At 51.8% G+C, this 23,671-nt stretch carries 27 protein-coding genes; 19 read left to right on the forward strand and 8 right to left on the reverse strand.

Translation table 11 applies throughout. The features are described 5' to 3' along the window. Window positions 1-228: 228 nt before the first annotated feature. Window positions 229-1,410 (reverse strand): MFS transporter TsgA, encoded by a 1,182-nt coding sequence (gene tsgA, locus FFT88_RS02910; RefSeq protein ID WP_130208935.1) that lies wholly within the window; start codon window positions 1,408-1,410, stop codon window positions 229-231. A 264-nt stretch (window positions 1,411-1,674) separates the two neighbouring features. Here tsgA and ppiA point away from each other — a divergent pair, with 264 nt between their 5' ends. The 5 genes from ppiA (at window position 1,675) to argD (ending at window position 5,012) form a co-directional block, all read left to right on the forward strand. Beyond that, window positions 1,675-2,247, forward strand: a complete 573-nt coding sequence (gene ppiA / locus FFT88_RS02915) for a peptidylprolyl isomerase A (protein WP_064527557.1) — start codon at window positions 1,675-1,677, stop codon at window positions 2,245-2,247. A 104-nt stretch (window positions 2,248-2,351) separates the two neighbouring features. Beyond that, on the forward strand, window positions 2,352-2,519 hold the full coding sequence (locus tag FFT88_RS02920) for a YhfG family protein (RefSeq protein WP_000736860.1): 168 nt from the start codon (window positions 2,352-2,354) through the stop codon (window positions 2,517-2,519). After that, window positions 2,509-3,111: a putative adenosine monophosphate-protein transferase Fic gene (locus FFT88_RS02925; protein ID WP_130217624.1), complete on the forward strand. Its 603-nt coding sequence runs from the start codon at window positions 2,509-2,511 to the stop codon at window positions 3,109-3,111. The genes FFT88_RS02920 and FFT88_RS02925 overlap by 11 nt, the downstream gene beginning before the upstream one ends. A 31-nt stretch (window positions 3,112-3,142) precedes the next feature. After that, window positions 3,143-3,706: an aminodeoxychorismate synthase component 2 gene (gene pabA, locus FFT88_RS02930; protein WP_135405527.1), complete on the forward strand. Its 564-nt coding sequence runs from the start codon at window positions 3,143-3,145 to the stop codon at window positions 3,704-3,706. 85 nt (window positions 3,707-3,791) lie between these two features. After that, window positions 3,792-5,012 (forward strand): bifunctional acetylornithine/succinyldiaminopimelate transaminase, encoded by a 1,221-nt coding sequence (gene argD / locus FFT88_RS02935; RefSeq protein ID WP_135405528.1) that lies wholly within the window; start codon window positions 3,792-3,794, stop codon window positions 5,010-5,012. 149 nt (window positions 5,013-5,161) lie between these two features. On the opposite strand, the gene FFT88_RS02940 is transcribed toward argD, so the two are convergent. Both FFT88_RS02940 and crp read right to left on the reverse strand, forming a co-directional pair. Next, the gene (locus FFT88_RS02940; RefSeq protein WP_135405546.1) at window positions 5,162-7,252 is read right to left on the reverse strand and encodes a YccS/YhfK family putative transporter; all 2,091 of its coding nucleotides are present in this window, start codon (window positions 7,250-7,252) and stop codon (window positions 5,162-5,164) included. Between the two features lie 50 nt (window positions 7,253-7,302). After that, window positions 7,303-7,935, reverse strand: coding sequence for a cAMP-activated global transcriptional regulator CRP (gene crp / locus FFT88_RS02945; RefSeq protein WP_000242755.1), 633 nt, complete (start codon window positions 7,933-7,935; stop codon window positions 7,303-7,305). A 301-nt stretch (window positions 7,936-8,236) separates the two neighbouring features. Here crp and FFT88_RS02950 point away from each other — a divergent pair, with 301 nt between their 5' ends. Continuing rightward, on the forward strand, window positions 8,237-8,641 hold the full coding sequence (locus FFT88_RS02950; protein WP_001148908.1) for an OsmC family protein: 405 nt from the start codon (window positions 8,237-8,239) through the stop codon (window positions 8,639-8,641). Between the two features lie 54 nt (window positions 8,642-8,695). Here FFT88_RS02950 and FFT88_RS02955 read toward each other — a convergent pair whose 3' ends face one another. From FFT88_RS02955 to FFT88_RS02970, 4 genes are read right to left on the reverse strand one after another with little or no spacing between them, the layout of a single operon-like run. Further along, window positions 8,696-9,565 carry a phosphoribulokinase gene (locus FFT88_RS02955; RefSeq protein ID WP_135405529.1) on the reverse strand — a complete coding sequence of 290 codons (870 nt, stop codon included), beginning with the start codon at window positions 9,563-9,565 and terminating at the stop codon, window positions 8,696-8,698. A 53-nt stretch (window positions 9,566-9,618) separates the two neighbouring features. After that, window positions 9,619-9,837 carry a YheU family protein gene (locus FFT88_RS02960; RefSeq protein WP_064527543.1) on the reverse strand — a complete coding sequence of 73 codons (219 nt, stop codon included), beginning with the start codon at window positions 9,835-9,837 and terminating at the stop codon, window positions 9,619-9,621. Next, complete coding sequence (locus tag FFT88_RS02965) at window positions 9,831-10,853, reverse strand: hydrolase (protein WP_135405530.1); 1,023 nt, start codon at window positions 10,851-10,853, stop codon at window positions 9,831-9,833. The genes FFT88_RS02960 and FFT88_RS02965 overlap by 7 nt, the downstream gene beginning before the upstream one ends. Continuing rightward, window positions 10,853-12,766 carry an ABC transporter ATP-binding protein gene (locus FFT88_RS02970; protein WP_135405531.1) on the reverse strand — a complete coding sequence of 638 codons (1,914 nt, stop codon included), beginning with the start codon at window positions 12,764-12,766 and terminating at the stop codon, window positions 10,853-10,855. Before FFT88_RS02970 ends, FFT88_RS02965 begins: the two co-directional genes overlap by 1 nt. 130 nt (window positions 12,767-12,896) lie before the next feature. Here FFT88_RS02970 and kefG point away from each other — a divergent pair, with 130 nt between their 5' ends. The 4 genes from kefG to slyD all read left to right on the forward strand — a co-directional run bounded on the left by kefG (window position 12,897) and on the right by slyD (window position 16,148). Beyond that, window positions 12,897-13,448: a glutathione-regulated potassium-efflux system ancillary protein KefG gene (gene kefG, locus FFT88_RS02975; protein WP_001297514.1), complete on the forward strand. Its 552-nt coding sequence runs from the start codon at window positions 12,897-12,899 to the stop codon at window positions 13,446-13,448. Beyond that, entirely contained in the window at window positions 13,448-15,253 is a 1,806-nt protein-coding gene (kefB, locus tag FFT88_RS02980) for a glutathione-regulated potassium-efflux system protein KefB (RefSeq protein ID WP_000399122.1), read from the forward strand. The genes kefG and kefB overlap by 1 nt, the downstream gene beginning before the upstream one ends. 9 nt (window positions 15,254-15,262) lie before the next feature. Beyond that, window positions 15,263-15,463 carry a YheV family putative zinc ribbon protein gene (locus tag FFT88_RS02985; protein ID WP_001007734.1) on the forward strand — a complete coding sequence of 67 codons (201 nt, stop codon included), beginning with the start codon at window positions 15,263-15,265 and terminating at the stop codon, window positions 15,461-15,463. A 94-nt stretch (window positions 15,464-15,557) separates the two neighbouring features. Then, window positions 15,558-16,148 carry a peptidylprolyl isomerase gene (slyD, locus tag FFT88_RS02990; protein WP_000861334.1) on the forward strand — a complete coding sequence of 197 codons (591 nt, stop codon included), beginning with the start codon at window positions 15,558-15,560 and terminating at the stop codon, window positions 16,146-16,148. Window positions 16,149-16,196: 48 nt separating this feature from the next. Here the strand turns inward: slyD and FFT88_RS02995 are convergent, their stop codons facing one another. After that, entirely contained in the window at window positions 16,197-16,415 is a 219-nt protein-coding gene (locus FFT88_RS02995) for a protein SlyX (RefSeq protein WP_064527535.1), read from the reverse strand. Window positions 16,416-16,635: 220 nt separating this feature from the next. Between FFT88_RS02995 and fkpA the strand changes: the two genes are divergently transcribed. The 9 genes from fkpA to tuf form a co-directional block, all read left to right on the forward strand. Continuing rightward, a complete protein-coding gene (gene fkpA / locus FFT88_RS03000) occupies window positions 16,636-17,448 on the forward strand; it encodes an FKBP-type peptidyl-prolyl cis-trans isomerase (protein WP_130208921.1) in 813 nt (270 codons plus the stop codon). A gap of 166 nt (window positions 17,449-17,614) precedes the next feature. Continuing rightward, window positions 17,615-18,337: a transcriptional regulator gene (locus tag FFT88_RS03005; RefSeq protein WP_000091466.1), complete on the forward strand. Its 723-nt coding sequence runs from the start codon at window positions 17,615-17,617 to the stop codon at window positions 18,335-18,337. Then, on the forward strand, window positions 18,337-18,723 hold the full coding sequence (gene tusD, locus FFT88_RS03010) for a sulfurtransferase complex subunit TusD (protein ID WP_135405532.1): 387 nt from the start codon (window positions 18,337-18,339) through the stop codon (window positions 18,721-18,723). Before FFT88_RS03005 ends, tusD begins: the two co-directional genes overlap by 1 nt. Further along, complete coding sequence (gene tusC / locus FFT88_RS03015) at window positions 18,723-19,082, forward strand: sulfurtransferase complex subunit TusC (protein ID WP_135405533.1); 360 nt, start codon at window positions 18,723-18,725, stop codon at window positions 19,080-19,082. The genes tusD and tusC overlap by 1 nt, the downstream gene beginning before the upstream one ends. Window positions 19,083-19,089: 7 nt before the next feature. Beyond that, the gene (tusB, locus tag FFT88_RS03020) at window positions 19,090-19,377 is read left to right on the forward strand and encodes a sulfurtransferase complex subunit TusB (protein WP_135405534.1); all 288 of its coding nucleotides are present in this window, start codon (window positions 19,090-19,092) and stop codon (window positions 19,375-19,377) included. Between the two features lie 125 nt (window positions 19,378-19,502). Further along, window positions 19,503-19,877: a 30S ribosomal protein S12 gene (rpsL, locus tag FFT88_RS03025; RefSeq protein ID WP_000246815.1), complete on the forward strand. Its 375-nt coding sequence runs from the start codon at window positions 19,503-19,505 to the stop codon at window positions 19,875-19,877. Between the two features lie 96 nt (window positions 19,878-19,973). Next, window positions 19,974-20,444: a 30S ribosomal protein S7 gene (gene rpsG / locus FFT88_RS03030; protein ID WP_001138043.1), complete on the forward strand. Its 471-nt coding sequence runs from the start codon at window positions 19,974-19,976 to the stop codon at window positions 20,442-20,444. A gap of 96 nt (window positions 20,445-20,540) precedes the next feature. After that, window positions 20,541-22,655 carry an elongation factor G gene (fusA, locus tag FFT88_RS03035; protein ID WP_000124701.1) on the forward strand — a complete coding sequence of 705 codons (2,115 nt, stop codon included), beginning with the start codon at window positions 20,541-20,543 and terminating at the stop codon, window positions 22,653-22,655. 70 nt (window positions 22,656-22,725) lie between these two features. Then, on the forward strand, window positions 22,726-23,671 hold a 946-nt coding region (tuf, locus tag FFT88_RS03040), incomplete at its 3' end, for an elongation factor Tu (protein WP_135405535.1).

Raw genomic sequence — 23,671 nt, forward strand, 5'->3', positions numbered from 1 at the left:
CTTAACGATTCAGCAACCCCGCTTATTGATGTAAATCAAATTCACCTTTATATACTCCTTAAGTGGTATATTGCTGATTTGTATAAATTTTCTTAAGTCACGGAATTGTCTGATATTTCATGTTTGTGTAAAAAACACACAAAATGAAAGGTTTTATAGAGATGAAGGCACGTTGCGGGGGAAGAGAAGAAAAGGCCGGACGACGATAGCGCCGCCCGGCATGAGCAATTAATGAGAGGTCAGGGTGTTGTGCTGACGGTGACGGCTGACAAAACCTAACAGGAAGCACATCACGAATACCACAGCGTACAGACCGTTTGCAGTGAGCAGTGCTGCCTGTGGACCGCTATGTTCAACAATCGGTCCGGTAACCACAAAGGTCAACATGGTGCCGATGGTTCCGCAGGTCAGGACAAAGTTAACCAGTTTTGGCGATGGTACTTTGGTCTGCTGTGAACCCAGGGTGATGATGGTGGTATAGATCGCGCTGGAGAAGAAGCCCAGGGCGAGAATTGACCACGCCATATGTGCCGGTGTTCCGGTGTTAAAGACATACATCAGAATCGCAGCCAGACCAGCCAGTACGGTCAGAATGCGTTGCAGATCAAAGAAGCGAAGAATAAAGCTGAATGCCCACATGCCAACCATGTACGACATCCAGAAGTTACTCACCAGCGTGCCAGCGTCATTCAGGCTCATGCCCAAACCTTTGGCATACTCCGGCACCCAGGAGATAAAACCTAACTGACCGAGGATGTAGCACAGTGCCGCAATGGAGAGAAACAGCACGCCGATCCCCCATTTTTCTTTCGCTACCGGAGCGTCCGTTTTTGGCGCATGTTTGCCCAGCGCCGGGAACTCACAGCCGAAGGTCAGAATAAAGATAGCGACGTACACCAGCCCGATGCAGGCATAAACCCAGTACCACTCAATGCTGCGTGCCAGCAGATACGCGGCAATCATCGGGAAAATCATCCCGGCCATGCTGAAGAAGGAGTCGGTAAATAACAGGCGGGAACCGCGCTGACGCCCTTCATACATTTGCGTTATCAGGAACGTACCAATCGACATGGTGATGCCGCTAACCACCCCGAGAATGAACATCGCCGCCGAGAACAGCGCCAGGCTGTGGCTGAACATCAAACCGGCAACCGCCAGCACCATCAGGAGAAAGCCAAAACGTAACTGCGTTTTCAACGGGACGATTTCCATCAGCCAGGCGTTAAGGAAGATAGAGATTAAAATGCCGGCATTGAGGAAGGTGAAGGTATTACTCATACTGGAAACAGGCAGATTGAAATAATCGGCGATGTTTCCCATCACCATCCCGGTGACAATAACCAACGCACCGGTCAGTGCGTAGGAGAGAAAGCTAATCCATGTGAGCTTGATGCGATTGCTGTTAGTCATGATTGGCCTGCGTTAAAAGATAAAATGGCATAGTGGATATGCTGCGAGCGGGCGATTTTAGGTGATTTTGTGATCTGATTAAATATTTAATTGCAAACGGTTGCTAATTTGCAATATTTAAGGTGATTCTCATCACGAAATATACGTGATCATCAGGTTACATATATTTCAAGTGCGTAAAATTAGGTAAAGGAATGGCCTTGTCATTGAAGGCTATTTAGAATCTCTCCACTTGCTTTTTTTCTGCTCTGTTAAGGAAATCTCATGTTCAAATCGACCCTGGCAGCTGTTGTAGCTGTTTTCGCTCTTTCTGCTCTCTCACCTGAAGCAATGGCAGCGAAAGGGGATCCGCACGTATTGTTAACAACCTCTGCTGGTAATATCGAACTGGAGCTGGATAGCCAGAAAGCGCCAGTATCAGTGCAAAATTTCGTCGATTATGTGAACAGCGGCTTTTATAACAACACCACTTTTCACCGGGTGATCCCGGGCTTTATGATTCAGGGTGGTGGATTTACCGAGCAGATGCAGCAGAAAAAACCGAATCCGCCGATCAAAAATGAGGCTGATAACGGTCTGCGTAACACCCGTGGCACCATCGCGATGGCGCGTACTGCCGACAAAGACAGCGCCACCAGCCAGTTCTTTATCAACGTTGCCGATAACGCCTTCCTCGACCACGGTCAGCGTGATTTCGGTTACGCGGTATTTGGTAAAGTGGTGAAAGGCATGGATGTTGCTGACAAGATTTCCCAGGTCCCAACCCATGATGTTGGCCCGTACCAGAATGTGCCGTCAAAACCGGTAGTTATCCTTTCCGCTAAAGTCCTGCCGTAAGGATTTCTCGCGCGGGTAATCTTGCCCGCGCCTCTGCTCTCCCGGCGTAACCTGGATTTGCTGCTTATACTTGTGGCAAACGGACACGTTCAGGGAGGCATCAAGTGAAGAAACTCACCGATAAGCAAAAGTCCCGTCTCTGGGAGCTTCAGCGTAATCGTAATTTCCAGGCCAGCCGCCGCCTTGAAGGCGTCGAGATGCCATTAGTCACTCTTACTGCCGCAGAGGCTTTAGCACGCCTTGAAGAGCTGAGGAGGCATTATGAGCGATAAATTTGGCGAAGGGCGCGACCCGTATCTTTATCCTGGCCTTGATATCATGCGTAATCGACTGAACATTCACCAGCAGCAGCGGCTGGAACAGGCCGCTTACGAAATGACGGCACTGCGTGCCGCGACCATTGAGCTTGGTCCACTGGTGCGCGGTTTACCGCATTTGCGTGCTATTCACCGCCAGCTGTATCAGGATATTTTCGACTGGGCAGGGCAACTGCGCGAAGTTGATATTTATCAGGGCGATACGCCGTTCTGCCACTTTGCCTATATCGAAAAAGAGGGCAATGCCCTGATGCAGGATCTGGAGGAAGAAGGTTATCTGGTTGGTCTTGAGAAAGCGAAGTTCGTCGAGCGGCTGGCGCACTACTATTGTGAAATCAACGTCCTGCACCCATTCCGTGCGGGAAGTGGCCTGGCACAGCGGATCTTCTTCGAGCAACTGGCGATTCATGCCGGCTATCAACTGAACTGGCAAGGTATTGGTGAAGAGGCCTGGAATCAGGCGAATCAGAATGGGGCAATGGGAGACCTTACGGCTCTGCAGACGATATTTAGCAAAGTGGTAAGCGAAGCCGGGGAATCTGAGTAAAATAGCGCGGTTCTTTCGTACCGGAGCCGCCATGATCCTGCTTATTGATAACTACGATTCTTTCACCTGGAACCTCTACCAGTACTTTTGTGAACTGGGGGCCGATGTGCTGGTTAAGCGCAACGATGCGTTGACACTGGTGGATATCGACGCCCTTAAACCACAAAAAATTGTCATCTCACCCGGCCCCTGTACGCCAGATGAAGCCGGGATCTCCCTTGAAGTTATTCGCCACTATGCCGGGCGCTTGCCGATTCTTGGCGTCTGCCTCGGTCATCAGGCGATGGCGCAGGCTTTTGGTGGCAAAGTTGTGCGCGCCGCAAAGGTCATGCACGGTAAAACCTCACCGATTACGCATAACGGCCAGGGCGTATTCCAGGGGCTGGCGAATCCACTCACCGTGACGCGCTACCATTCGCTGGTGGTGGAACCTGACTCATTACCAGCGTGCTTTGACGTGACGGCCTGGAGCGAAACCGGGGAGATTATGGGGATTCGTCATCGCCAGTGGGATCTTGAAGGTGTGCAGTTCCATCCGGAAAGCATTCTCAGCGAGCAGGGGCATCAACTGCTGGCGAATTTCCTGCATCGCTGATTTCTGGTTGCTATCTAGTGATTTTTTATGCATATTTTGTGATTATAATTTCACATTGGTTTATGCGTAACAGGGTGATCATGAGATGGCAACTGAACAAGCAGCAATTACACGCGCGACTTTCGATGAAGTGATCCTGCCGATTTATGCACCGGCAGAGTTTATTCCGGTAAAAGGTCAGGGCAGCCGAGTCTGGGATCAGCAAGGCAAAGAGTATGTCGATTTCGCGGGTGGCATTGCGGTAACGGCGTTAGGCCATTGCCATCCGGCGCTGGTGGAAGCGTTAAAAACCCAGGGGGAAACCCTGTGGCATATCAGCAACGTTTTCACCAATGAACCGGCGCTGCGTCTTGGGCGTAAACTGATTGAGGCGACGTTTGCCGAACGCGTGGTGTTTATGAACTCCGGTACGGAAGCCAACGAAACCGCCTTTAAACTGGCGCGTCACTACGCCTGCGTGCGTCATAGTCCGTTCAAAACCAAAATCATCGCCTTCCATAACGCCTTTCATGGTCGCTCGTTGTTTACCGTTTCTGTGGGCGGGCAGCCGAAATATTCCGACGGCTTTGGGCCAAAACCGGCAGATATTATCCACGTGCCTTTTAATGATCTTCACGCAGTGAAAGCGGTGATGGATGACCATACCTGCGCGGTGGTGGTTGAGCCTATTCAGGGCGAGGGCGGCGTGACGGCGGCGACGCCAGCGTTTTTGCAGGGCTTGCGTGAGTTGTGCGATCAGCATCAGGCATTGCTGGTGTTTGATGAAGTGCAGTGCGGAATGGGGCGGACTGGCGATTTGTTTGCCTATATGCACTACGGCGTGACGCCAGATATTTTGACCTCTGCGAAAGCCCTGGGCGGCGGCTTCCCGATTAGCGCCATGCTGACCACGGCGGAGATTGCTTCAGCGTTTCATCCTGGTTCTCACGGTTCCACCTACGGCGGTAATCCGCTGGCCTGTGCGGTGGCGGGCGCGGCCTTTGATATCATCAATACCCCTGAAGTGCTGGAAGGCATTCACGCGAAACGTCAGCGTTTTGTTGATCATTTGCAGAAGATAGATCAGCAGTTTGATGTGTTTAGCGATATTCGCGGTATGGGGTTGTTGATTGGCGCGGAGCTGAAACCACAATACAAAGGTCAGGCGCGTGATTTCCTTTATGCGGGCGCAGAGGCTGGCGTAATGGTGCTGAACGCCGGGCCGGATGTGATGCGTTTTGCGCCGTCGCTGGTGGTGGAAGATGCGGATATCGATGAAGGGATGCAACGTTTCGCCCACGCGGTGGCGAAGGTGGTCGAGGCGTAAATAAGACGCGTCATCGTCGCATCAGGCAAAAGATGTCGGATGCGGCGTGAACGCCTTATCCGACCTACGGTTCGAGTGTATGCTTGTCGGCTGATAAGACGCGTCAGCGTCGTATCAGGCAAAGGGTGTCGCTTCTGGCAATGAATTGATTACGCCTTCGAATCCCGCAACTTGCGACTCAACCAAATCCCGTGATGCGGTCGCTGACGCCACGCCATCGACGATATGGTGTGCATGGTATTCAGATGGCCAATAACCCGTTGTAAATGCTGTTCCAGGGTACCAGCCGCGCCTTCGTGCGGCAGCATCTCTGGCGCGTCTATGATATTGGCGTCACCAGACCCGCCCGGCTCGTCATATTCCAGCCGCTGTTGACAGCGTTGAATAGCGATTTCACAAGACTGCAAATACTCTTGCGCCAGCTCCTGTGGTAATGTCCGGTGTTCTCGCGCCAGCGTGGTCATGGCATTAATATGTTCAACAATAAACTGACTATGTGTTACCCACAGTTTCATGTCAGCCAGATAATGGCTGTTAAATGCGGGTTCCTGCATCGCCTGATTTAATGAGTTATACAGAGTGTTATGTGCCTGATTAACCCGCATTCGCTGCCAGGCCAGTGGTGTTGGTTGCGGATCTTTACTCAGGATCAGACGAATCGCTTCCTGGTAGGTTTCTAAAGCATCATGGGCGTTCTTACGCAATAACCCGCTCTGCCACTGCGGCCACAGCCATACCGTGCCACCGAAGGCAATCAAACAACCAATAATGGTATCGATAAGACGCGGAATGATGTATTGCTCGCCGTTCAGCCACAACAGTTGCAGGGTATACACCGCAGTAATGGTAAAGCCGACCGTTGCCCAGCCGTAGTTTTTGCGCAATATCAGGTAGCTGGCGAGGGTGGTAATCAGCATCAGCGTCAGGGTGTAACCTTCGGGAATTTTAAAGTGCAGCGCCACGCCCGCAATGATTAACCCGACCACGGTTCCCACGGAGCGATTCACAATCCTCAGACGGGTCGCGCCGTAACCATTTTGTGTCACCAGCAACACCGTCATCAGGATCCAATACGACTTCGGCAGATGCAGCGCGGTGCCCATCAGGCTGGCAACGCTTAACATCACACTGAGTCGCCCGGCATTGCGCAGTGCCGGAGATTTCAATGAAAGATAACTTTTTAACGCCGGAAGTAATGGCATCCGCCGCTGTTTATCCGCCAGCAGATCGCGGGCATAGAGCGGTTTCTGGGTACGCAGCACACGAGCGATGCGGCTGAAGTGCCAGTAGCAGAATTGCCCAACAGGATTATCCGGGTGCTGACGGGCGATTTTCTCCAGTGCGCCAATTTGCTTCTCCATCGTAAAACGCGTCGGCAGGCGATGGTAAAGAATGTCATCAGCCAGCACGCGCAGGCGAGCGGCGACGGTTTGCGCATTCCAGCGGATAACTTCCTCCGCATGGCTACGCTCGACCAACTTTTGCACCTCTTCAGGTTGATGCAAACTGACCGAAATATGTTCCTGTAAATCCAGAGCTTCCTGGAAAATGCGCAACATCCGCTTGTAGTCAGTATTATTTTGCGCGGAAAGCATGTGCATTTGCTGATAGCACTGGGTAATTAAATCGACCGCTTTTTGCTGGCGTACCAGTAGTGGCGGGAGCGCTTTTTCGGGATCGGTGTGCTGAGTGAGCAGACTGTATTTGATTTCACAGTAATCAGCCAGTTCACGGTAGAGCAGACTAAGTGATTCGCGTAGGGGTTGTTCGCGCCAGATCCAGAACCAAAACCAGTTAAACAGCCCGTACCAGAGTGTGCCTAACGCATAAATGAGCAATGGCTCCCAGACCGGCATATATCCCGCCAGACTGAGGGTAAAAATGGCAGCCAGCAGCGATGCAGGAAGCAATTTTGCGTGTAATGGCCCAAGCTCAGCAGTGACGCCAAGTACCAGCGTTAACCCGGTCAGCAGAAAGGGCAGGGGGATATCTTTTTCCAACAGCAGCTGTGTCAGTAAGCTACAGGTAGCAAACAGCGACGCGCCAATAATCAAGCGTTTGAAAAAACGTTTATGGGGGGTATCAAGCCCCGCAATGTTGCAACAGGCAGGGACGAGTGAAAACAGCAGGCCGAGTCTTAATTCGCCAAACAACAGACCAACGGCCACGGGCAAACATAGCACCAGTGTTTGTCGTAGTGCATAGTTGATATCAGGATGATAAATCAGTCTGCGCCACATCGGTTTAAACAAAATGGCGCGCTACCAGGTAACGCGCCACTCCGATGGGGTTAACGGGTGCCGTAAACGACGATGGTTTTACCGTGTGCGGAGATCAGGTTCTGATCTTCCAGCATCTTCAGAATGCGCCCCACGGTTTCACGAGAACAGCCGACAATTTGACCAATTTCCTGACGGGTAATTTTAATTTGCATACCGTCCGGGTGAGTCATGGCATCGGGTTGTTTCGCCAGATTCAGCAGCGTCTGCGCGATGCGACCTGTAACGTCGAGGAAAGCGAGGTTGCCCACTTTCTCTGAAGTGACTTGCAGACGACGCGCCATCTGCGCGGAGAGACGCATCAGAATATCCGGGTTAACCTGAATTAATTGACGAAATTTTTTGTAGGAAATTTCAGCTACTTCACAGGCGGTTTTTGCACGTACCCATGCGCTACGTTCCTGGCCTTCTTCAAACAGGCCCAATTCGCCAATAAAATCACCCTGATTCAGATAGGAGAGGATCATTTCTTTACCCTCCTCGTCTTTGATCAGCACTGCCACAGAGCCTTTAACGATGTAGTACAGCGTTTCCGCTTTTTCACCCTGGTGAATAAGCGTGCTCTTGGATGGATACTTATGAATGTGGCAATGAGACAAGAACCATTCGAGAGTCGGGTCTGTTTGCGGTTTGCCAAGCACCATGCGCGGTTATCCTCTGTTATAAGCTTTCTCCAGAGCCAGAAAACGGCGCTGTCTCTGGGTTGCCGAAATGTGCTTCCCGCTACCTGGGAAGGGGCTATCAACTGAACTGCACGGTAATGTGACGTCCTTTACATACATGCAGTACATCAATGTATTACTGTAGCATCCTGACTGTTTTAGCATAGCTTTCGCTCTGTGTCTCCTGGTGTCTCGCTTCAGCATGACCCAGGTCGCCTTCCGTTGCGCGATTTGGTCAGTACGCGTACTCTGTCAGGAAAATTGACGCAATGGAGTTCCGATTATGCAAGCGCGTGTGAAGTGGGTTGAAGGGTTAACTTTTTTGGGCGAATCCGCCTCTGGTCACCAGATTTTAATGGATGGCAACTCCGGCGATAAAGCGCCCAGCCCGATGGAAATGGTGCTGATGGCGGCGGGTGGCTGTAGCGCCATTGATGTGGTTTCTATTCTGCAGAAGGGGCGTCAGGATGTGGTCGATTGTGAAGTAAAACTGACCTCTGAACGCCGCGAAGAGGCCCCGCGCCTGTTTACCCATATCAATTTGCATTTTATCGTCACCGGTCGCGACCTGAAGGACGCAGCGGTTGCGCGTGCGGTGGATCTCTCTGCTGAGAAATATTGTTCAGTGGCGCTGATGCTGGAAAAAGCCGTGAATATTACCCACTCTTATGAAGTGGTTGCTGCGTGATTTAACTACCCCGTTGTGATGCCGGATAGTATTTTATCCGGCTTATTGGTGAAGTTACTCGATTTTCTTCCCTTCCATCAGTCGTTGCACCAGCGGCAGCATAATTAACTCCATTGCCAGACCCATTTTGCCGCCCGCCACCACTAATGTATTGATGTGGGAAATGAATGAGCCCTGCAACATCGCCAGTAGCCAGGGGAAATCGATCCCTTCCAGATTACGAAAATGGATCACCACAAAGCTTTCATCCAGCGATGGAATGCCTTTTGCCGCGAACGGGTTTGAAGTGTCGACGGTGGGAACGCGCTGGAAGTTAAGATGGGTGCGGGAAAACTGCGGCGTGATGTAGTTGATATAGTCTTCCATTGAACGCACTACAGAGTCCATCACTGCTTCTCGTGAGTGCCCGCGCTCGCTGGTGTCGCGGATCAGTTTTTGAATCCACTCAAGGTTAACGATAGGCACCACGCCAACCAGTAAGTCTACATGCTGCGCAACGTTATGCTGTGGCGTGACTACGCCGCCGTGTAAACCTTCATAAAACAGTACATCAGTCGGTTCCGGTAAAGGTTGCCAGGGGGTGAATGTCCCCGGTACCTGATTCCACGGTACGGCTTCGTCGTAGGTATGCAGATATTTGCGAGATTTCCCTTTGCCGCTCTGGCCGTATTCAATAAAGGTCTGTTCCAGCAGGCCGAAGTCGTTGGCTTCGGGACCGAAGTAGCTGATATGCCGCCCGGCGTCGCGCGCTTTGCGGATCGCCATGTCCATTTCCGGGCGGGTGTAGCGGTGAAAACTGTCGCCTTCCACCTCGGCGGCTTGCAGATTTAACTGGGCGAATATTTTACGAAACGCGAGGCTGGTGGTAGTAGTCCCCGCGCCGCTGGATCCTGTTACCGCAATGACCGGATGTTTGGCAGACATAGTAACTCCATGACTTGGCTATCATTATTATTTCGTCCGCCGACGGTTGCAGGTTATTCGCGAAACTGACTGCGCGGCATGATATTGACCGTCTCGTGCAGTTCCGACCAGACCAGTACCGCTTCTCCGCACTGTAGCTGGCGTTTGACGTCGGCGACTTTCTGTTCAAGCGTACGCTCTTGTTCACCATAATCGGTGCCTTCACGTAACACAAAGCTTTCAATTAAATTTTCCAGCGTTTCAGGGGAGATGTCTTGCCAGGGAATCAACATGATTTCGCCTCCAGATACGTTGTTAACCAGTCAGGAATGCGTGACTCCAGCCACATTTGCGGGTGAAGTAATGTACCGCCAATAAAACCAACATGACCCCCATGTTCGGTCAGTTGATACTCTACTTGCGGAGGAAGATTTTCCGGTTTCGGGATCACCTGATGATCCATAAACGGATCGTCTTTGGCGTGAATAATCAGCGTCGGTTTAGCGATCCGATTGAGCATCGGCATGGCGCTACACTGACGATAATAGTCGATAGCGTCGGCGTAGCCGTGAATTCTGGCGGTGATCAGATCGTCAAATTCACGGATGCGACGTACCGATTTTAACTGCGCGAGATTAATCGGCAGCGTACCGGGGTAGGCCGCCAGCTTGCGCGCAGCATTGGCTTTTAGCAGGTTCAGCAAATAACGCTGATAAACGCGGGGAAAGCCCTTTTCCATATGGTAACTACAGGCTTCCAGCACAAACGGCGCAGAGACAATCACCGCCGCATCAATCGGGAGATCATTGCCTTCTTTTGCCAGCAAACAGGCCAGCATATTACCGCCGAGCGAATAGCCGACGGCAGCCGTTGGCGCATGACCAAATTCGCGTTGCAGCCAGCGTAAAAACCAACTGGCATCTTCGGTTTCGCCCGAATGGTAAATGCGGTGCATGCGGTTAGGTTCACCGCTGCATCCGCGAAAATGCATCACCACACCCAGCCAGCCGCGCTTTTTCGCCGCATCAACCAGGCCGTGGGCGTAAGGGCTATTGAGGCTGCCTTCCAGCCCGTGAAATACCACTAAACGCGGTTTATGTTGCGCCTGTGCAGGATCTTCACTCCACGCGAGATCGACAAAATCACCGTCGGGCAACTCCAGCCGCTGCCAGTGCGGAGTAAATTTCACATGACGACGAAACAGACGTGGCAGCATGGTTTGTAGATGGCAATTGCTGAAACCACGCATAGGGATGAATTCAGCACTGCTACTGAATTCATTGGCATCGGTCGTCGTTATCTGCGCCATCAGTTACTTTGGCCTTCAAGCAGCATCTGCTCAAGCTGCTCCTGGGCTTCCAGCCACGCCATTTCGCACTCTTCCAGGCCGGATTTGGCGCTGGCTTGTTGTTGCAGGCAGGCGGTCAATTCCGCTTTACGGCTCTGATCGTACAGTTCGCTGTCGCCGAGTTTCTCTTCCGCCTGCGCCAGTTGCGCATTCAGCTTCTCCATCTCTTTTTCCAGACGGGCGATCTCTTTACGCAGTGGCTGGGTTTGCGCACGCAGCTCCGCTTCCCGACGCTTCTGATCTTTACGCGCCTGGGCGCTGTTCGCGTTCTCTTTTGGCGCGTCGTCGGCCTGGTTTTCCTGCTTTTGTACGTCGCTCAACCACTGTTGATAATCTTCCAGATCGCCGTCGAACGGTTCGACTTTACGATCGTGAACCAGATAGAGATCGTCAGTGGTGGAACGCAGCAAATGACGGTCGTGCGAAACGACAACCAGCGCGCCTTCAAACTCGATCAACGCTTCAGTCAGTGCCTGACGCATGTCGAGGTCAAGGTGGTTGGTCGGTTCGTCGAGCAGCAGCAGATTCGGACGCTGCCAGACGATTAATGCCAGCACCAGGCGGGCTTTTTCACCACCGGAAAAGCGGCGCGTTTCTTCCGTCACTTTATCGCCCTGGAAACCAAAGCCGCCGAGATAGTCACGCAGTTTTTGCTCCAGCTCCTGCGGCGCTAAACGTGCCAGATGTTGAATAGGCGATTCGTCGGCGCGCAGGTATTCAAGTTGATGCTGGGCGAAGTAGCCGAGCTTGATCCCTTTCGCCAGACCAATTTCACCGCTGACTGGCGCAAGTTCACCGGCTAACAGTTTGATTAATGTCGATTTACCCGCGCCGTTGCGGCCTAACAGACCAATGCGCGAGCCAGGGACCAGATTCAGTTTAATCGAGTCGAGAATAATGCGATCGCCATAGCCTGCGCTGACTTTTTCCATCTTCAGTAACGGATTTGGCAGACTTTCCGGCGCGCGGAAGCTAAAACGGAACGGGTTGTCGACGTGCGCCGGGGCAATCAGCTCCATACGCTCGAGCATCTTAATGCGGCTCTGGGCCTGCTTCGCTTTGGTGGCTTTGGCACGGAAACGGTCGATATAACTTTGCAGATGCGCTACGCGTTCCTGCTGGCTTTCATACATCGCTTGTTGCTGCGCCAGACGGGTGGCGCGCTGTACTTCAAACGAACTGTAGTTACCGGTGTACTCGAACATGCTTTGTTGTTCGATATGAATAGTTTTATCCACTATCGGATCGAGGAAGTCGCGGTCGTGAGAGATCAGGATCAGCGTGCCCTGATAGCTCTTCAGCCATTTTTCCAGCCAGATAACGGCATCGAGATCGAGGTGGTTAGTCGGTTCGTCGAGCAGCAGCAAGTCTGAACGGCAAATCAGCGCCTGGGCAAGGTTAAGACGCATACGCCAGCCACCGGAGAAATCACTCACCGGGCGCTCCAGTTGTTCATTGCTGAAACCGAGGCCGTGCAGCAGGCTGGCGGCACGGGAACGAATACTCCATGCGTCAATAGCATCCAGCTTGCCATGAATGGTCGCAATGGCGTGCCCATCGTTACGTTCGTTGGCGTCGTGTAGCTGCGCTTCCAGTTGACGATATTCACGGTCGCCGTCAATGACATATTCCAGCGCCGCTTGCGGTAACGCCGGCGTTTCCTGATTCACCCACGCCAGTTGCCAGCTTCCCGGAAAGGTGTAGCTGCCGCCGTCGGCGCTGATTTCATTTTTCAGCAATGCCAGCAGGGTAGATTTACCACAGCCGTTTTTACCCACCAGGCCGACTTTCTGCCCGGGGTTGATGGTGGCGGTGGCATTATCCAGCAGGACGCGCACGCCGCGACGAATTTGTAACGAGGAGAAAACAATCATAAGGCGCCGTATGTTCAGACTATGTTAACTTATCATTATGATAATGTAATGTATGGGCGAGCTGCCGCACCGGGCGCAATGGTAGCCCAAAACAGCGACTATACACAAAAACCATACCGGGAGGGGGATGATGTCTCAGCCAGCGAAAGTTTTGCTGCTGTATGCCCATCCGGAATCTCAGGACTCGGTGGCAAACCGGGTACTGCTTAAACCGGCCACGCAGCTCAGCAATGTTACCGTGCACGACCTTTACGCGCACTATCCCGATTTTTTTATTGATATCCCCCGTGAGCAGGCATTACTGCGCGAGCACGAGGTGATTGTCTTTCAGCATCCTCTTTATACCTATAGCTGCCCGGCGCTACTGAAAGAGTGGCTGGACCGGGTATTAAGTCGTGGTTTTGCCAGCGGGCCGGGGGGAAACCAACTGGCGGGAAAGTACTGGCGTAGCGTGATTACCACCGGCGAGCCGGAAAGTGCTTACCGTTATGACGCATTGAATCGCTACCCGATGAGCGATGTTCTGCGCCCCTTTGAACTGGCGGCGGGCATGTGCCGGATGCATTGGTTAAGCCCCATCATTATTTACTGGGCGAGACGGCAAAGCGCACAGGAGCTGGCGAGCCACGCCAGAGCCTACGGTGACTGGCTGGCAAATCCGCTGTCTCCAGGAGGCCGCTGATGGAAGGTTCCGATTTTTTACTCGCAGGAGTGCTGTTTCTCTTCGCGGCGGTGGCTGCGGTGCCGCTGGCATCGCGGCTGGGTATTGGCGCTGTGTTGGGATATTTGCTGGCAGGGATTGCAATTGGCCCGTGGGGGCTGGGGTTTATTAGCGACGTCGATGAGATCCTCCACTTTTCGGAACTCGGCGTGGTGTTCCTGATGTTTATCATCGGCCTGGAGTTGAATCCCTCCAAGCTTTGGCAACTGCGGCGTTCGATTTTTGGCGTAGGCGCGGCACAGGTGCTGTTAAGCGCGGCGTTGCTGGCGGGATTGTTGATGCTGACGGATTTCGCCTGGCAGGCGGCGGTGGTCGGCGGCATTGGCCTTGCGATGTCCTCAACCGCTATGGCGTTGCAACTGATGCGTGAGAAAGGGATGAATCGCAGCGAATCCGGCCAGTTAGGTTTCTCGGTACTGCTGTTTCAGGATCTGGCGGTGATCCCGGCACTGGCGTTAGTGCCGTTGTTGGCGGGTTCGGCAGACGAACATTTCGACTGGATGAAGATCGGCATGAAGGTGCTGGCGTTTGTCGGCATGCTGATTGGCGGGCGCTATTTACTGCGTCCGGTATTCCGCTTTATTGCAGCTTCTGGCGTGCGGGAAGTGTTCACCGCCGCGACGCTGCTGCTGGTGTTGGGTTCCGCATTGTTTATGGATGCGCTGGGGCTGTCGATGGCGCTCGGTACGTTTATTGCGGGCGTGCTGCTGGCGGAAAGTGAATATCGCCATGAACTGGAAACGGCTATCGATCCCTTCAAAGGCTTGCTGCTCGGTTTGTTCTTTATCTCTGTCGGCATGTCGCTCAACCTCGGGGTGCTTTATACCCATCTGTTGTGGGTAGTGATAAGCGTGGTTGTGCTGGTGGCGGTGAAAATTCTCGTGCTGTATCTGCTGGCGCGACTGTATGGCGTGCGTAGCTCAGAGCGGATGCAGTTTGCTGGCGTATTGAGTCAGGGCGGTGAGTTTGCCTTTGTGCTCTTTTCTACCGCTTCTTCACAACGCTTATTCCAGGGCGACCAGATGGCGCTGTTGCTGGTGACGGTGACGCTTTCCATGATGACCACGCCGCTGCTGATGAAGCTGGTGGATAAATGGCTATCCCGCCAGTTTAACGGACCGGAAGAAGAGGATGAAAAACCGTGGGTCAACGATGATAAACCGCAGGTTATAGTCGTGGGCTTTGGGCGTTTTGGTCAGGTGATTGGTCGTTTGCTGATGGCAAATAAAATGCGTATTACCGTGCTGGAGCGGGATATCAGTGCCGTTAACCTGATGCGTAAATATGGCTACAAAGTTTATTACGGCGACGCCACGCAGGTAGATCTTTTACGTTCTGCGGGTGCAGAGGCCGCAGAGTCTATTGTCATTACCTGTAACGAGCCGGAAGACACCATGAAGCTGGTGGAAATATGCCAGCAACACTTTCCGCATTTGCATATTCTTGCGCGAGCGCGCGGACGTGTGGAAGCGCATGAGTTATTACAGGCCGGGGTGACGCAGTTTTCCCGTGAGACATTCTCCAGTGCGTTAGAGCTGGGGCGCAAAACGCTGGTCACGCTTGGCATGCATCCGCATCAGGCGCAGCGCGCGCAACTGCATTTTCGCCGCCTGGATATGCGAATGCTGCGGGAGTTAATCCCGATGCATGCTGATACCGTACAAATTTCTCGCGCCAGGGAAGCCCGACGCGAACTGGAAGAGATTTTCCAGCGTGAGATGCAACAAGAACGACGCCAGCTGGACGGCTGGGATGAATTTGAGTAGAGGGTAAAGATGGCAATCCGAAAACGTTTTATCGCGGGCGCAAAATGCCCGGCCTGTCAGGCGCAAGATTCCATGGCGATGTGGCGCGAAAATAATATTGATATTGTTGAATGTGTTAAGTGCGGACACCAGATGCGTGAAGTCGATAAAGAAGCCCGCGATCACGTTCGCAAAGATGAGCAAGTGATCGGGATTTTTCATCCGGACTAGCGATATGCGCCGAGTTTTTTTAAGCTAGTGAGTACACGGCTGCAGAATTCCGCTACAATCTGCGCCACTATTCTTCCCATGCTCAGGAGATATCATGAAAGTAGCAAAAGACCTGGTGGTCAGCCTGGCCTATCAGGTACGTACAGAAGACGGTGTGTTGGTTGATGAGTCTCCGGTGAGTGCGCCGCTGGACTATCTGCATGGTCACGGTTCCCTGATCTCTGGCCTGGAAACAGCGCTGGAAGGTCATGAAGTTGGCGATAAATTTGATGTCGCTGTTGGCGCGAACGACGCTTACGGTCAGTACGACGAAAACCTGGTGCAGCGCGTTCCTAAAGACGTATTTATGGGCGTTGATGAACTGCAGGTAGGTATGCGTTTCCTGGCTGAAACCGACCAGGGTCCAGTACCGGTTGAAATCACTGCGGTTGAAGACGATCACGTTGTGGTTGACGGTAACCACATGCTGGCTGGTCAGAATCTGAAATTCAACGTTGAAGTTGTGGCGATTCGCGAAGCGACTGAAGAAGAACTGGCTCATGGTCACGTTCACGGTGCGCACGATCATCACCACGATCACGACCACGACGGTTGCTGCGGCGGTCATGGCCACGATCACGGTCATGAACACGGTGGCGAAGGCTGCTGTGGCGGTAAAGGTAACGGCGGTTGCGGTTGCCACTAATACCGAAAAAGTGACAAAAAAGCGGGGAATCCCCGCTTTTTTTACGCCTCAATAATGTGGCGGTGGCGTTTCTTCAGCCTGCGACGCGATGTTCGACGGCTGGCTGGCTTTTAACTTCTCGGTCAGCAGACGCAGATGATCGCGCAGTTTCGCCATCTCCATTTCATGAGCGGTCACCGTGACGTTCAGTTCTTCAATGGTGATTTCCTGAAAAGCCAGCCGGCTCTCCAGTTCTGCCAGGCGTGCTTCCAAAGTTAAATCCTGCATGATTCACCTCTTTTGTCGAATAGTCGCCGCGGATTCTACTTAACTTTGCTGCCCGAGACAGCACTCATTTCGAAGTCATCGAAACTAATTTAAACAAAAAGAGTCTGAAAATAGATGATAATAGGGCGTATCTGTATGTAGATTTGTTCGACAACGTTTTATAGTACCTTTCTGATAATAGTTAACCCAGGGGTGAGATGCCCCGATCCTGGAGATATGGATGAAATCACTGTTTAAAGTAACGCTGCTGGCGACCACAATGGCCGTTGCCCTGCATGCACCAATCACTTTTGCTGCCGAAGCGGCGAAACCAACTGCAACTGCTGACAGCAAAGCAGCGTTCAAAAATGACGATCAGAAATCAGCTTACGCGCTGGGTGCTTCGCTCGGTCGTTACATGGACAATTCTCTGAAAGAACAAGAAAAGCTGGGCATCAAACTGGATAAAGATCAGCTAATCGCGGGTGTTCAGGATGCATTTGCGGATAAAAGCAAACTCTCCGATCAAGAGATCGAACAGACTCTGCAAGCGTTTGAAGCACGCGTGAAGTCCTCCGCTCAGGCGAAGATGGAAAAAGATGCTGCTGATAACGAAGCGAAAGGTAAAGAGTACCGCGAGAAATTTGCCAAAGAGAAAGGTGTAAAAACCTCTTCAACTGGCCTGGTTTATCAGGTAGTGGAAGCTGGTAAAGGCGAAGCACCGAAAGACAGCGATACTGTAGTAGTGAACTACAAAGGTACGCTGATTGACGGTAAAGAGTTCGATAACTCATATACCCGTGGTGAACCGCTCTCGTTCCGTCTGGACGGCGTGATCCCTGGCTGGACTGAAGGTCTGAAGAACATCAAGAAAGGCGGTAAGATCAAACTGGTTATTCCACCAGAGCTGGCTTACGGCAAAGCGGGCGTTCCGGGGATCCCACCGAACTCTACTCTGGTATTTGACGTAGAACTGCTGGATGTGAAACCAGCACCGAAGGCTGATACGAAGCCAGAAGCAGATGCTAAAGCAGCAGATTCTGCTAAAAAATAAGCATTAAAAACCGCCGCCTGACCAGGCGGCGGTTTTTTTATTGCAGGCCGGATATAATTAGTGCTGGAAAGCGGAACCTCCGCTGTATTAATTTAATTACCCGCATCATTAATGAGCCTGCCCTGAAAAGTTAACGACAGGCTCCTGAAAAGGAGTGTTTTTTTTCATGTCCAGGTCGCTTTTAACCAACGAAACCAGTGAGTTGGATTTACTGGATCAACGTCCTTTCGACCAGACCGATTTTGATATTCTGAAATCCTACGAAGCGGTGGTGGACGGGTTAGCGATGCTCATTGGTTCCCACTGTGAAATCGTTTTGCACTCTTTGCAGGATTTAAAATGTTCAGCCATTCGTATTGCCAACGGCGAACATACAGGCCGGAAGATTGGCTCGCCAATTACCGATCTGGCACTGCGAATGCTGCACGACATGACGGGAGCGGATAGCAGCGTTTCTAAATGCTACTTTACTCGCGCCAAAAGCGGCGTATTAATGAAGTCCCTGACCATCGCGATTCGTAACCGCGAACAGCGTGTAATTGGTCTGCTGTGCATCAATATGAATCTTGATGTTCCCTTCTCGCAGATTATGAGCACTTTTGTGCCGCCAGAAACCCCGGACGTCGGTTCAAGTGTCAACTTTGCGTCTTCGGTTGAAGATCTGGTTACCCAAACACTGGAGTTCACCATTGAAGAAGTGAACGCCGATCGTAATGTTTCTAATAACGCCAAAAATCGTCAAATCGTGTTGAATCTTTACGAGAAAGGCATTTTCGATATCAAAGATGCGATCAACCAGGTTGCTGATCGTCTCAATATCTCCAAACATACTGTTTATCTCTATATCCGTCAGTTCAAGAGCGGTGATTTCCAGGGGCAAGATAAGTAATGCGTTTTGCCATCGTGGTGACCGGGCCAGCATACGGAACGCAACAGGCGAGTAGTGCTTTTCAGTTTGCACAGGCGCTGATAGCAGAAGGCCATGAGTTGAGTAGCGTCTTTTTCTACCGGGAAGGGGTCTATAACGCTAACCAGTTAACTTCTCCGGCAAGTGACGAATTTGACCTTGTGCGCGGCTGGCAACAGTTGAATGCGAAACATGGTGTGGCACTGAATATCTGCGTGGCGGCAGCGTTACGCCGCGGTATCGTCGATGAAACTGAAGCTGGAAGACTGGGACTGGCCTCGTCAAACCTTCAGCCGGGATTTACCTTAAGTGGACTTGGCGCTCTGGCAGAAGCCTCACTAACCTGTGACAGGGTGGTACAGTTCTGATGAAACGAATAGCGTTTGTCTTTTCTACTGCGCCTCATGGCACCACGGCTGGTCGCGAGGGATTAGATGCTTTACTCGCAACTTCCGCTTTAACTGACGATCTCGCCGTCTTCTTTATCGCCGATGGCGTTTTTCAGCTTCTGCCAGGACAAAAGCCCGATGCGGTGCTGGCGCGTGATTACATTGCCACTCTTAAATTGCTGGATCTGTATGACATTGAACAGTGCTGGGTTTGTGCGGCTTCTCTGCGCGAACGAGGGTTAGATCCGCAGACACCCTTTGTTGTCGAAGCCACGCCGCTCGAAGCAGATGCCTTACGCCGCGAACTCGCCAACTACGATGTTATTTTGAAATTTTGAGGCGTACATGTTGCACACATTACATCGCTCTCCCTGGCTGACAGATTTTCCTGCGCTGCTGCGTCTGCTCAGTGAGGGCGACGAACTGCTGTTATTACAGGATGGCGTAACTGCCGCAGTTGACGGCAACCGCTACCTTGAAAGTCTGCGTAATGCCCCCATTAAGGTTTATGCCCTGAACGAAGACCTCATTGCCCGCGGTTTGACTGCTCAAATTTCGAACGATATCGTCCCGATTGACTATACTGATTTCGTCAGACTTACGGTTAAGCACACCAGCCAGATGGCCTGGTGACGGCGGGATCGTTGTATATTTCTTGACACCTTTTCGACACCGCCCTAAAATTCGGCGTCCTCATATTGTGTGAGGACGTTTTATTACGTGTTTACGAAGCAAAAGCTAAAACCAGGAGCTATTTAATGGCAACAGTTAACCAGCTGGTACGCAAACCACGTGCTCGCAAAGTTGCGAAAAGCAACGTGCCTGCGCTGGAAGCATGCCCGCAAAAACGTGGCGTATGTACCCGTGTATATACTACCACCCCTAAAAAACCGAACTCCGCACTGCGTAAAGTATGCCGTGTTCGTCTGACTAACGGTTTCGAAGTGACTTCCTACATCGGTGGTGAAGGTCACAACCTGCAGGAGCACTCCGTGATCCTGATCCGTGGCGGTCGTGTTAAAGACCTCCCGGGTGTTCGTTACCACACCGTACGTGGTGCGCTTGACTGCTCCGGCGTTAAAGACCGTAAGCAGGCTCGTTCCAAGTATGGCGTGAAGCGTCCTAAGGCTTAATGGTTCTCCGTTAAGTAAGGCCAAACGTTTTAACTTAAATGTCAAACTAAACTCGTAGAGTTTTGGACAATCCTGAATTAACAACGGAGTATTTCCATGCCACGTCGTCGCGTCATTGGTCAGCGTAAAATTCTGCCGGATCCGAAGTTCGGATCAGAACTGCTGGCTAAATTTGTAAATATCCTGATGGTAGATGGTAAAAAATCTACTGCCGAATCTATCGTATACAGCGCGCTGGAGACCCTGGCTCAGCGCTCTGGTAAATCTGAACTGGAAGCATTCGAAGTAGCTCTCGAAAACGTGCGCCCGACTGTAGAAGTTAAGTCTCGCCGCGTTGGTGGTTCTACTTATCAGGTACCAGTTGAAGTCCGTCCGGTTCGTCGTAATGCTCTGGCAATGCGTTGGATCGTTGAAGCTGCTCGTAAACGCGGTGATAAATCCATGGCTCTGCGCCTGGCGAACGAACTTTCCGATGCTGCAGAAAACAAAGGTACTGCAGTTAAGAAACGTGAAGACGTTCACCGTATGGCCGAAGCCAACAAGGCGTTCGCACACTACCGTTGGTAATCCCTTCGGAGTTTTAGTCACCAGGCGGGCGCTTCCAGTAAGCAGCCCGCTTTGGGCTACTTAAATTGAACGCCTAAAAGATAAACGAGGAAACAAATGGCTCGTACAACACCCATCGCACGCTACCGTAACATCGGTATCAGTGCGCACATCGACGCCGGTAAAACCACTACTACCGAACGTATTCTGTTCTACACCGGTGTAAACCATAAAATCGGTGAAGTTCATGACGGCGCTGCAACCATGGACTGGATGGAGCAGGAGCAGGAACGTGGTATTACCATCACTTCCGCTGCAACTACTGCATTCTGGTCTGGTATGGCTAAGCAGTATGAGCCGCATCGCATCAACATCATCGACACCCCGGGGCACGTTGACTTCACAATCGAAGTAGAACGTTCCATGCGTGTTCTCGATGGTGCGGTAATGGTTTACTGCGCAGTTGGTGGTGTTCAGCCGCAGTCTGAAACCGTATGGCGTCAGGCAAACAAATATAAAGTTCCGCGCATTGCGTTCGTTAACAAAATGGACCGCATGGGTGCGAACTTCCTGAAAGTTGTTAACCAGATCAAAACCCGTCTGGGCGCGAACCCGGTTCCGCTGCAGCTGGCGATTGGTGCTGAAGAACATTTCACCGGTGTTGTTGACCTGGTGAAAATGAAAGCTATCAACTGGAACGACGCTGACCAGGGCGTAACCTTCGAATACGAAGATATCCCGGCAGACATGGTTGAACTGGCTAACGAATGGCACCAGAACCTGATCGAATCCGCAGCTGAAGCTTCTGAAGAGCTGATGGAAAAATACCTGGGTGGTGAAGAACTGACTGAAGCAGAAATCAAAGGTGCTCTGCGTCAGCGCGTTCTGAACAACGAAATCATCCTGGTAACCTGTGGTTCTGCGTTCAAGAACAAAGGTGTTCAGGCGATGCTGGATGCGGTAATTGATTACCTGCCATCCCCGGTTGATGTACCTGCGATCAACGGTATCCTGGACGACGGTAAAGACACTCCGGCTGAACGTCACGCAAGTGATGACGAGCCGTTCTCTGCACTGGCGTTCAAAATCGCTACCGACCCGTTTGTTGGTAACCTGACCTTCTTCCGTGTTTACTCCGGTGTGGTTAACTCTGGTGATACCGTACTGAACTCCGTGAAAGCTGCACGTGAGCGTTTCGGTCGTATCGTTCAGATGCACGCTAACAAACGTGAAGAGATCAAAGAAGTTCGCGCGGGCGACATCGCTGCTGCAATCGGTCTGAAAGACGTAACCACTGGTGACACCCTGTGTGACCCGGATGCGCCGATCATTCTGGAACGTATGGAATTCCCTGAGCCGGTAATCTCCATCGCAGTTGAACCGAAAACCAAAGCTGACCAGGAAAAAATGGGTCTGGCTCTGGGCCGTCTGGCTAAAGAAGACCCGTCTTTCCGTGTATGGACTGACGAAGAATCTAACCAGACCATCATCGCGGGTATGGGCGAACTGCACCTCGACATCATCGTTGACCGTATGAAGCGTGAATTCAACGTTGAAGCGAACGTAGGTAAACCGCAGGTTGCTTACCGTGAAACTATCCGCCAGAAAGTTACCGATGTTGAAGGTAAACACGCGAAACAGTCTGGTGGTCGTGGTCAGTATGGTCATGTTGTTATCGACATGTACCCGCTGGAGCCGGGTTCAAACCCGAAAGGCTACGAGTTCATCAACGACATTAAAGGTGGTGTAATCCCTGGCGAATACATCCCGGCCGTTGATAAAGGTATCCAGGAACAGCTGAAAGCAGGTCCGCTGGCAGGCTACCCGGTAGTAGACATGGGTGTTCGTCTGCACTTCGGTTCTTACCATGACGTTGACTCCTCTGAACTGGCGTTTAAACTGGCTGCTTCTATCGCCTTTAAAGAAGGCTTTAAGAAAGCGAAACCAGTTCTGCTTGAGCCGATCATGAAGGTTGAAGTAGAAACTCCAGAAGAGAACACCGGTGACGTTATCGGTGACTTGAGCCGTCGTCGTGGTATGCTCAAAGGTCAGGAATCTGAAGTTACTGGCGTTAAGATCCACGCTGAAGTACCGCTGTCTGAAATGTTCGGATACGCAACTCAGCTGCGTTCTCTGACCAAAGGTCGTGCATCATACACCATGGAATTCCTGAAGTATGATGAAGCGCCGAGTAACGTTGCTCAGGCCGTAATTGAAGCCCGTGGTAAATAAGCCTAAGGGTTAATACCAAAGTCCCGTGCTCTCTCCTGAAGGGGAGAGCACTATAGTAAGGAATATAGCCGTGTCTAAAGAAAAATTTGAACGTACAAAACCGCACGTTAACGTTGGTACTATCGGCCACGTTGACCACGGTAAAACTACTCTGACCGCTGCAATCACCACCGTACTGGCTAAAACCTACGGCGGTGCTGCTCGTGCATTCGACCAGATCGATAACGCGCCGGAAGAAAAAGCTCGTGGTATCACCATCAACACTTCTCACGTTGAATACGACACCCCGACCCGTCACTACGCACACGTAGACTGCCCGGGGCACGCCGACTATGTTAAAAACATGATCACTGGTGCTGCTCAGATGGACGGCGCGATCCTGGTAGTTGCTGCGACTGACGGCCCGATGCCGCAGACTCGTGAGCACATCCTGCTGGGTCGTCAGGTAGGCGTTCCGTACATCATCGTGTTCCTGAACAAATGTGACATGGTTGATGACGAAGAGCTGCTGGAACTGGTTGAAATGGAAGTTCGTGAACTTCTGTCTCAGTACGACTTCCCGGGCGACGACACTCCGATCGTTCGTGGTTCTGCTCTGAAAGCGCTGGAAGGCGACGCAGAGTGGGAAGCGAAAATCCTGGAACTGGCTGGCTTCCTGGATTCTTACATTCCGGAACCAGAGCGTGCGATTGACAAGCCGTTCCTGCTGCCGATCGAAGACGTATTCTCCATCTCCGGTCGTGGTACCGTTGTTACCGGTCGTGTAGAACGCGGTATCATCAAAGTTGGTGAAGAAGTTGAAATCGTTGGTATCAAAGAGACTCAGAAGTCTACCTGTACTGGCGTTGAAATGTTCCGCAAACTGCTGGACGAAGGCCGTGCTGGTGAGAACGTAGGTGTTCTGCTGCGTGGTATCAAACGTGAAGAAATCGAACGTGGTCAGGTACTGGCTAAGCCGGGCACCATCAAGCCGCACACCAAGTTCGAATCTGAAGTGTACATTCTGTCCAAAGATG

Source organism: Escherichia sp. E4930, assembly GCF_005845405.1.
In the GTDB taxonomy this organism is placed as follows: Bacteria; Pseudomonadota; Gammaproteobacteria; order Enterobacterales; family Enterobacteriaceae; genus Escherichia.

What these genes read in the sequence shown, in the direction of transcription:
- tsgA (WP_130208935.1), bottom strand. Translation starts at nt 1,410, where the DNA reads ATGACTAACAGCAATCGCATCAAGCTCACATGGATTAGCTTTCTCTCC.
- ppiA (WP_064527557.1), top strand. Translation starts at nt 1,675, where the DNA reads ATGTTCAAATCGACCCTGGCAGCTGTTGTAGCTGTTTTCGCTCTTTCT.
- FFT88_RS02925 (WP_130217624.1), top strand. Translation starts at nt 2,509, where the DNA reads ATGAGCGATAAATTTGGCGAAGGGCGCGACCCGTATCTTTATCCTGGC.
- pabA (WP_135405527.1), top strand. Translation starts at nt 3,143, where the DNA reads ATGATCCTGCTTATTGATAACTACGATTCTTTCACCTGGAACCTCTAC.
- argD (WP_135405528.1), top strand. Translation starts at nt 3,792, where the DNA reads ATGGCAACTGAACAAGCAGCAATTACACGCGCGACTTTCGATGAAGTG.
- FFT88_RS02940 (WP_135405546.1), bottom strand. Translation starts at nt 7,252, where the DNA reads ATGTGGCGCAGACTGATTTATCATCCTGATATCAACTATGCACTACGA.
- crp (WP_000242755.1), bottom strand. Translation starts at nt 7,935, where the DNA reads ATGGTGCTTGGCAAACCGCAAACAGACCCGACTCTCGAATGGTTCTTG.
- FFT88_RS02950 (WP_001148908.1), top strand. Translation starts at nt 8,237, where the DNA reads ATGCAAGCGCGTGTGAAGTGGGTTGAAGGGTTAACTTTTTTGGGCGAA.
- FFT88_RS02955 (WP_135405529.1), bottom strand. Translation starts at nt 9,565, where the DNA reads ATGTCTGCCAAACATCCGGTCATTGCGGTAACAGGATCCAGCGGCGCG.
- FFT88_RS02960 (WP_064527543.1), bottom strand. Translation starts at nt 9,837, where the DNA reads ATGTTGATTCCCTGGCAAGACATCTCCCCTGAAACGCTGGAAAATTTA.
- FFT88_RS02965 (WP_135405530.1), bottom strand. Translation starts at nt 10,853, where the DNA reads ATGGCGCAGATAACGACGACCGATGCCAATGAATTCAGTAGCAGTGCT.
- FFT88_RS02970 (WP_135405531.1), bottom strand. Translation starts at nt 12,766, where the DNA reads ATGATTGTTTTCTCCTCGTTACAAATTCGTCGCGGCGTGCGCGTCCTG.
- kefG (WP_001297514.1), top strand. Translation starts at nt 12,897, where the DNA reads ATGTCTCAGCCAGCGAAAGTTTTGCTGCTGTATGCCCATCCGGAATCT.
- kefB (WP_000399122.1), top strand. Translation starts at nt 13,448, where the DNA reads ATGGAAGGTTCCGATTTTTTACTCGCAGGAGTGCTGTTTCTCTTCGCG.
- FFT88_RS02985 (WP_001007734.1), top strand. Translation starts at nt 15,263, where the DNA reads ATGGCAATCCGAAAACGTTTTATCGCGGGCGCAAAATGCCCGGCCTGT.
- slyD (WP_000861334.1), top strand. Translation starts at nt 15,558, where the DNA reads ATGAAAGTAGCAAAAGACCTGGTGGTCAGCCTGGCCTATCAGGTACGT.
- FFT88_RS02995 (WP_064527535.1), bottom strand. Translation starts at nt 16,415, where the DNA reads ATGCAGGATTTAACTTTGGAAGCACGCCTGGCAGAACTGGAGAGCCGG.
- fkpA (WP_130208921.1), top strand. Translation starts at nt 16,636, where the DNA reads ATGAAATCACTGTTTAAAGTAACGCTGCTGGCGACCACAATGGCCGTT.
- FFT88_RS03005 (WP_000091466.1), top strand. Translation starts at nt 17,615, where the DNA reads ATGTCCAGGTCGCTTTTAACCAACGAAACCAGTGAGTTGGATTTACTG.
- tusD (WP_135405532.1), top strand. Translation starts at nt 18,337, where the DNA reads ATGCGTTTTGCCATCGTGGTGACCGGGCCAGCATACGGAACGCAACAG.
- tusC (WP_135405533.1), top strand. Translation starts at nt 18,723, where the DNA reads ATGAAACGAATAGCGTTTGTCTTTTCTACTGCGCCTCATGGCACCACG.
- tusB (WP_135405534.1), top strand. Translation starts at nt 19,090, where the DNA reads ATGTTGCACACATTACATCGCTCTCCCTGGCTGACAGATTTTCCTGCG.
- rpsL (WP_000246815.1), top strand. Translation starts at nt 19,503, where the DNA reads ATGGCAACAGTTAACCAGCTGGTACGCAAACCACGTGCTCGCAAAGTT.
- rpsG (WP_001138043.1), top strand. Translation starts at nt 19,974, where the DNA reads ATGCCACGTCGTCGCGTCATTGGTCAGCGTAAAATTCTGCCGGATCCG.
- fusA (WP_000124701.1), top strand. Translation starts at nt 20,541, where the DNA reads ATGGCTCGTACAACACCCATCGCACGCTACCGTAACATCGGTATCAGT.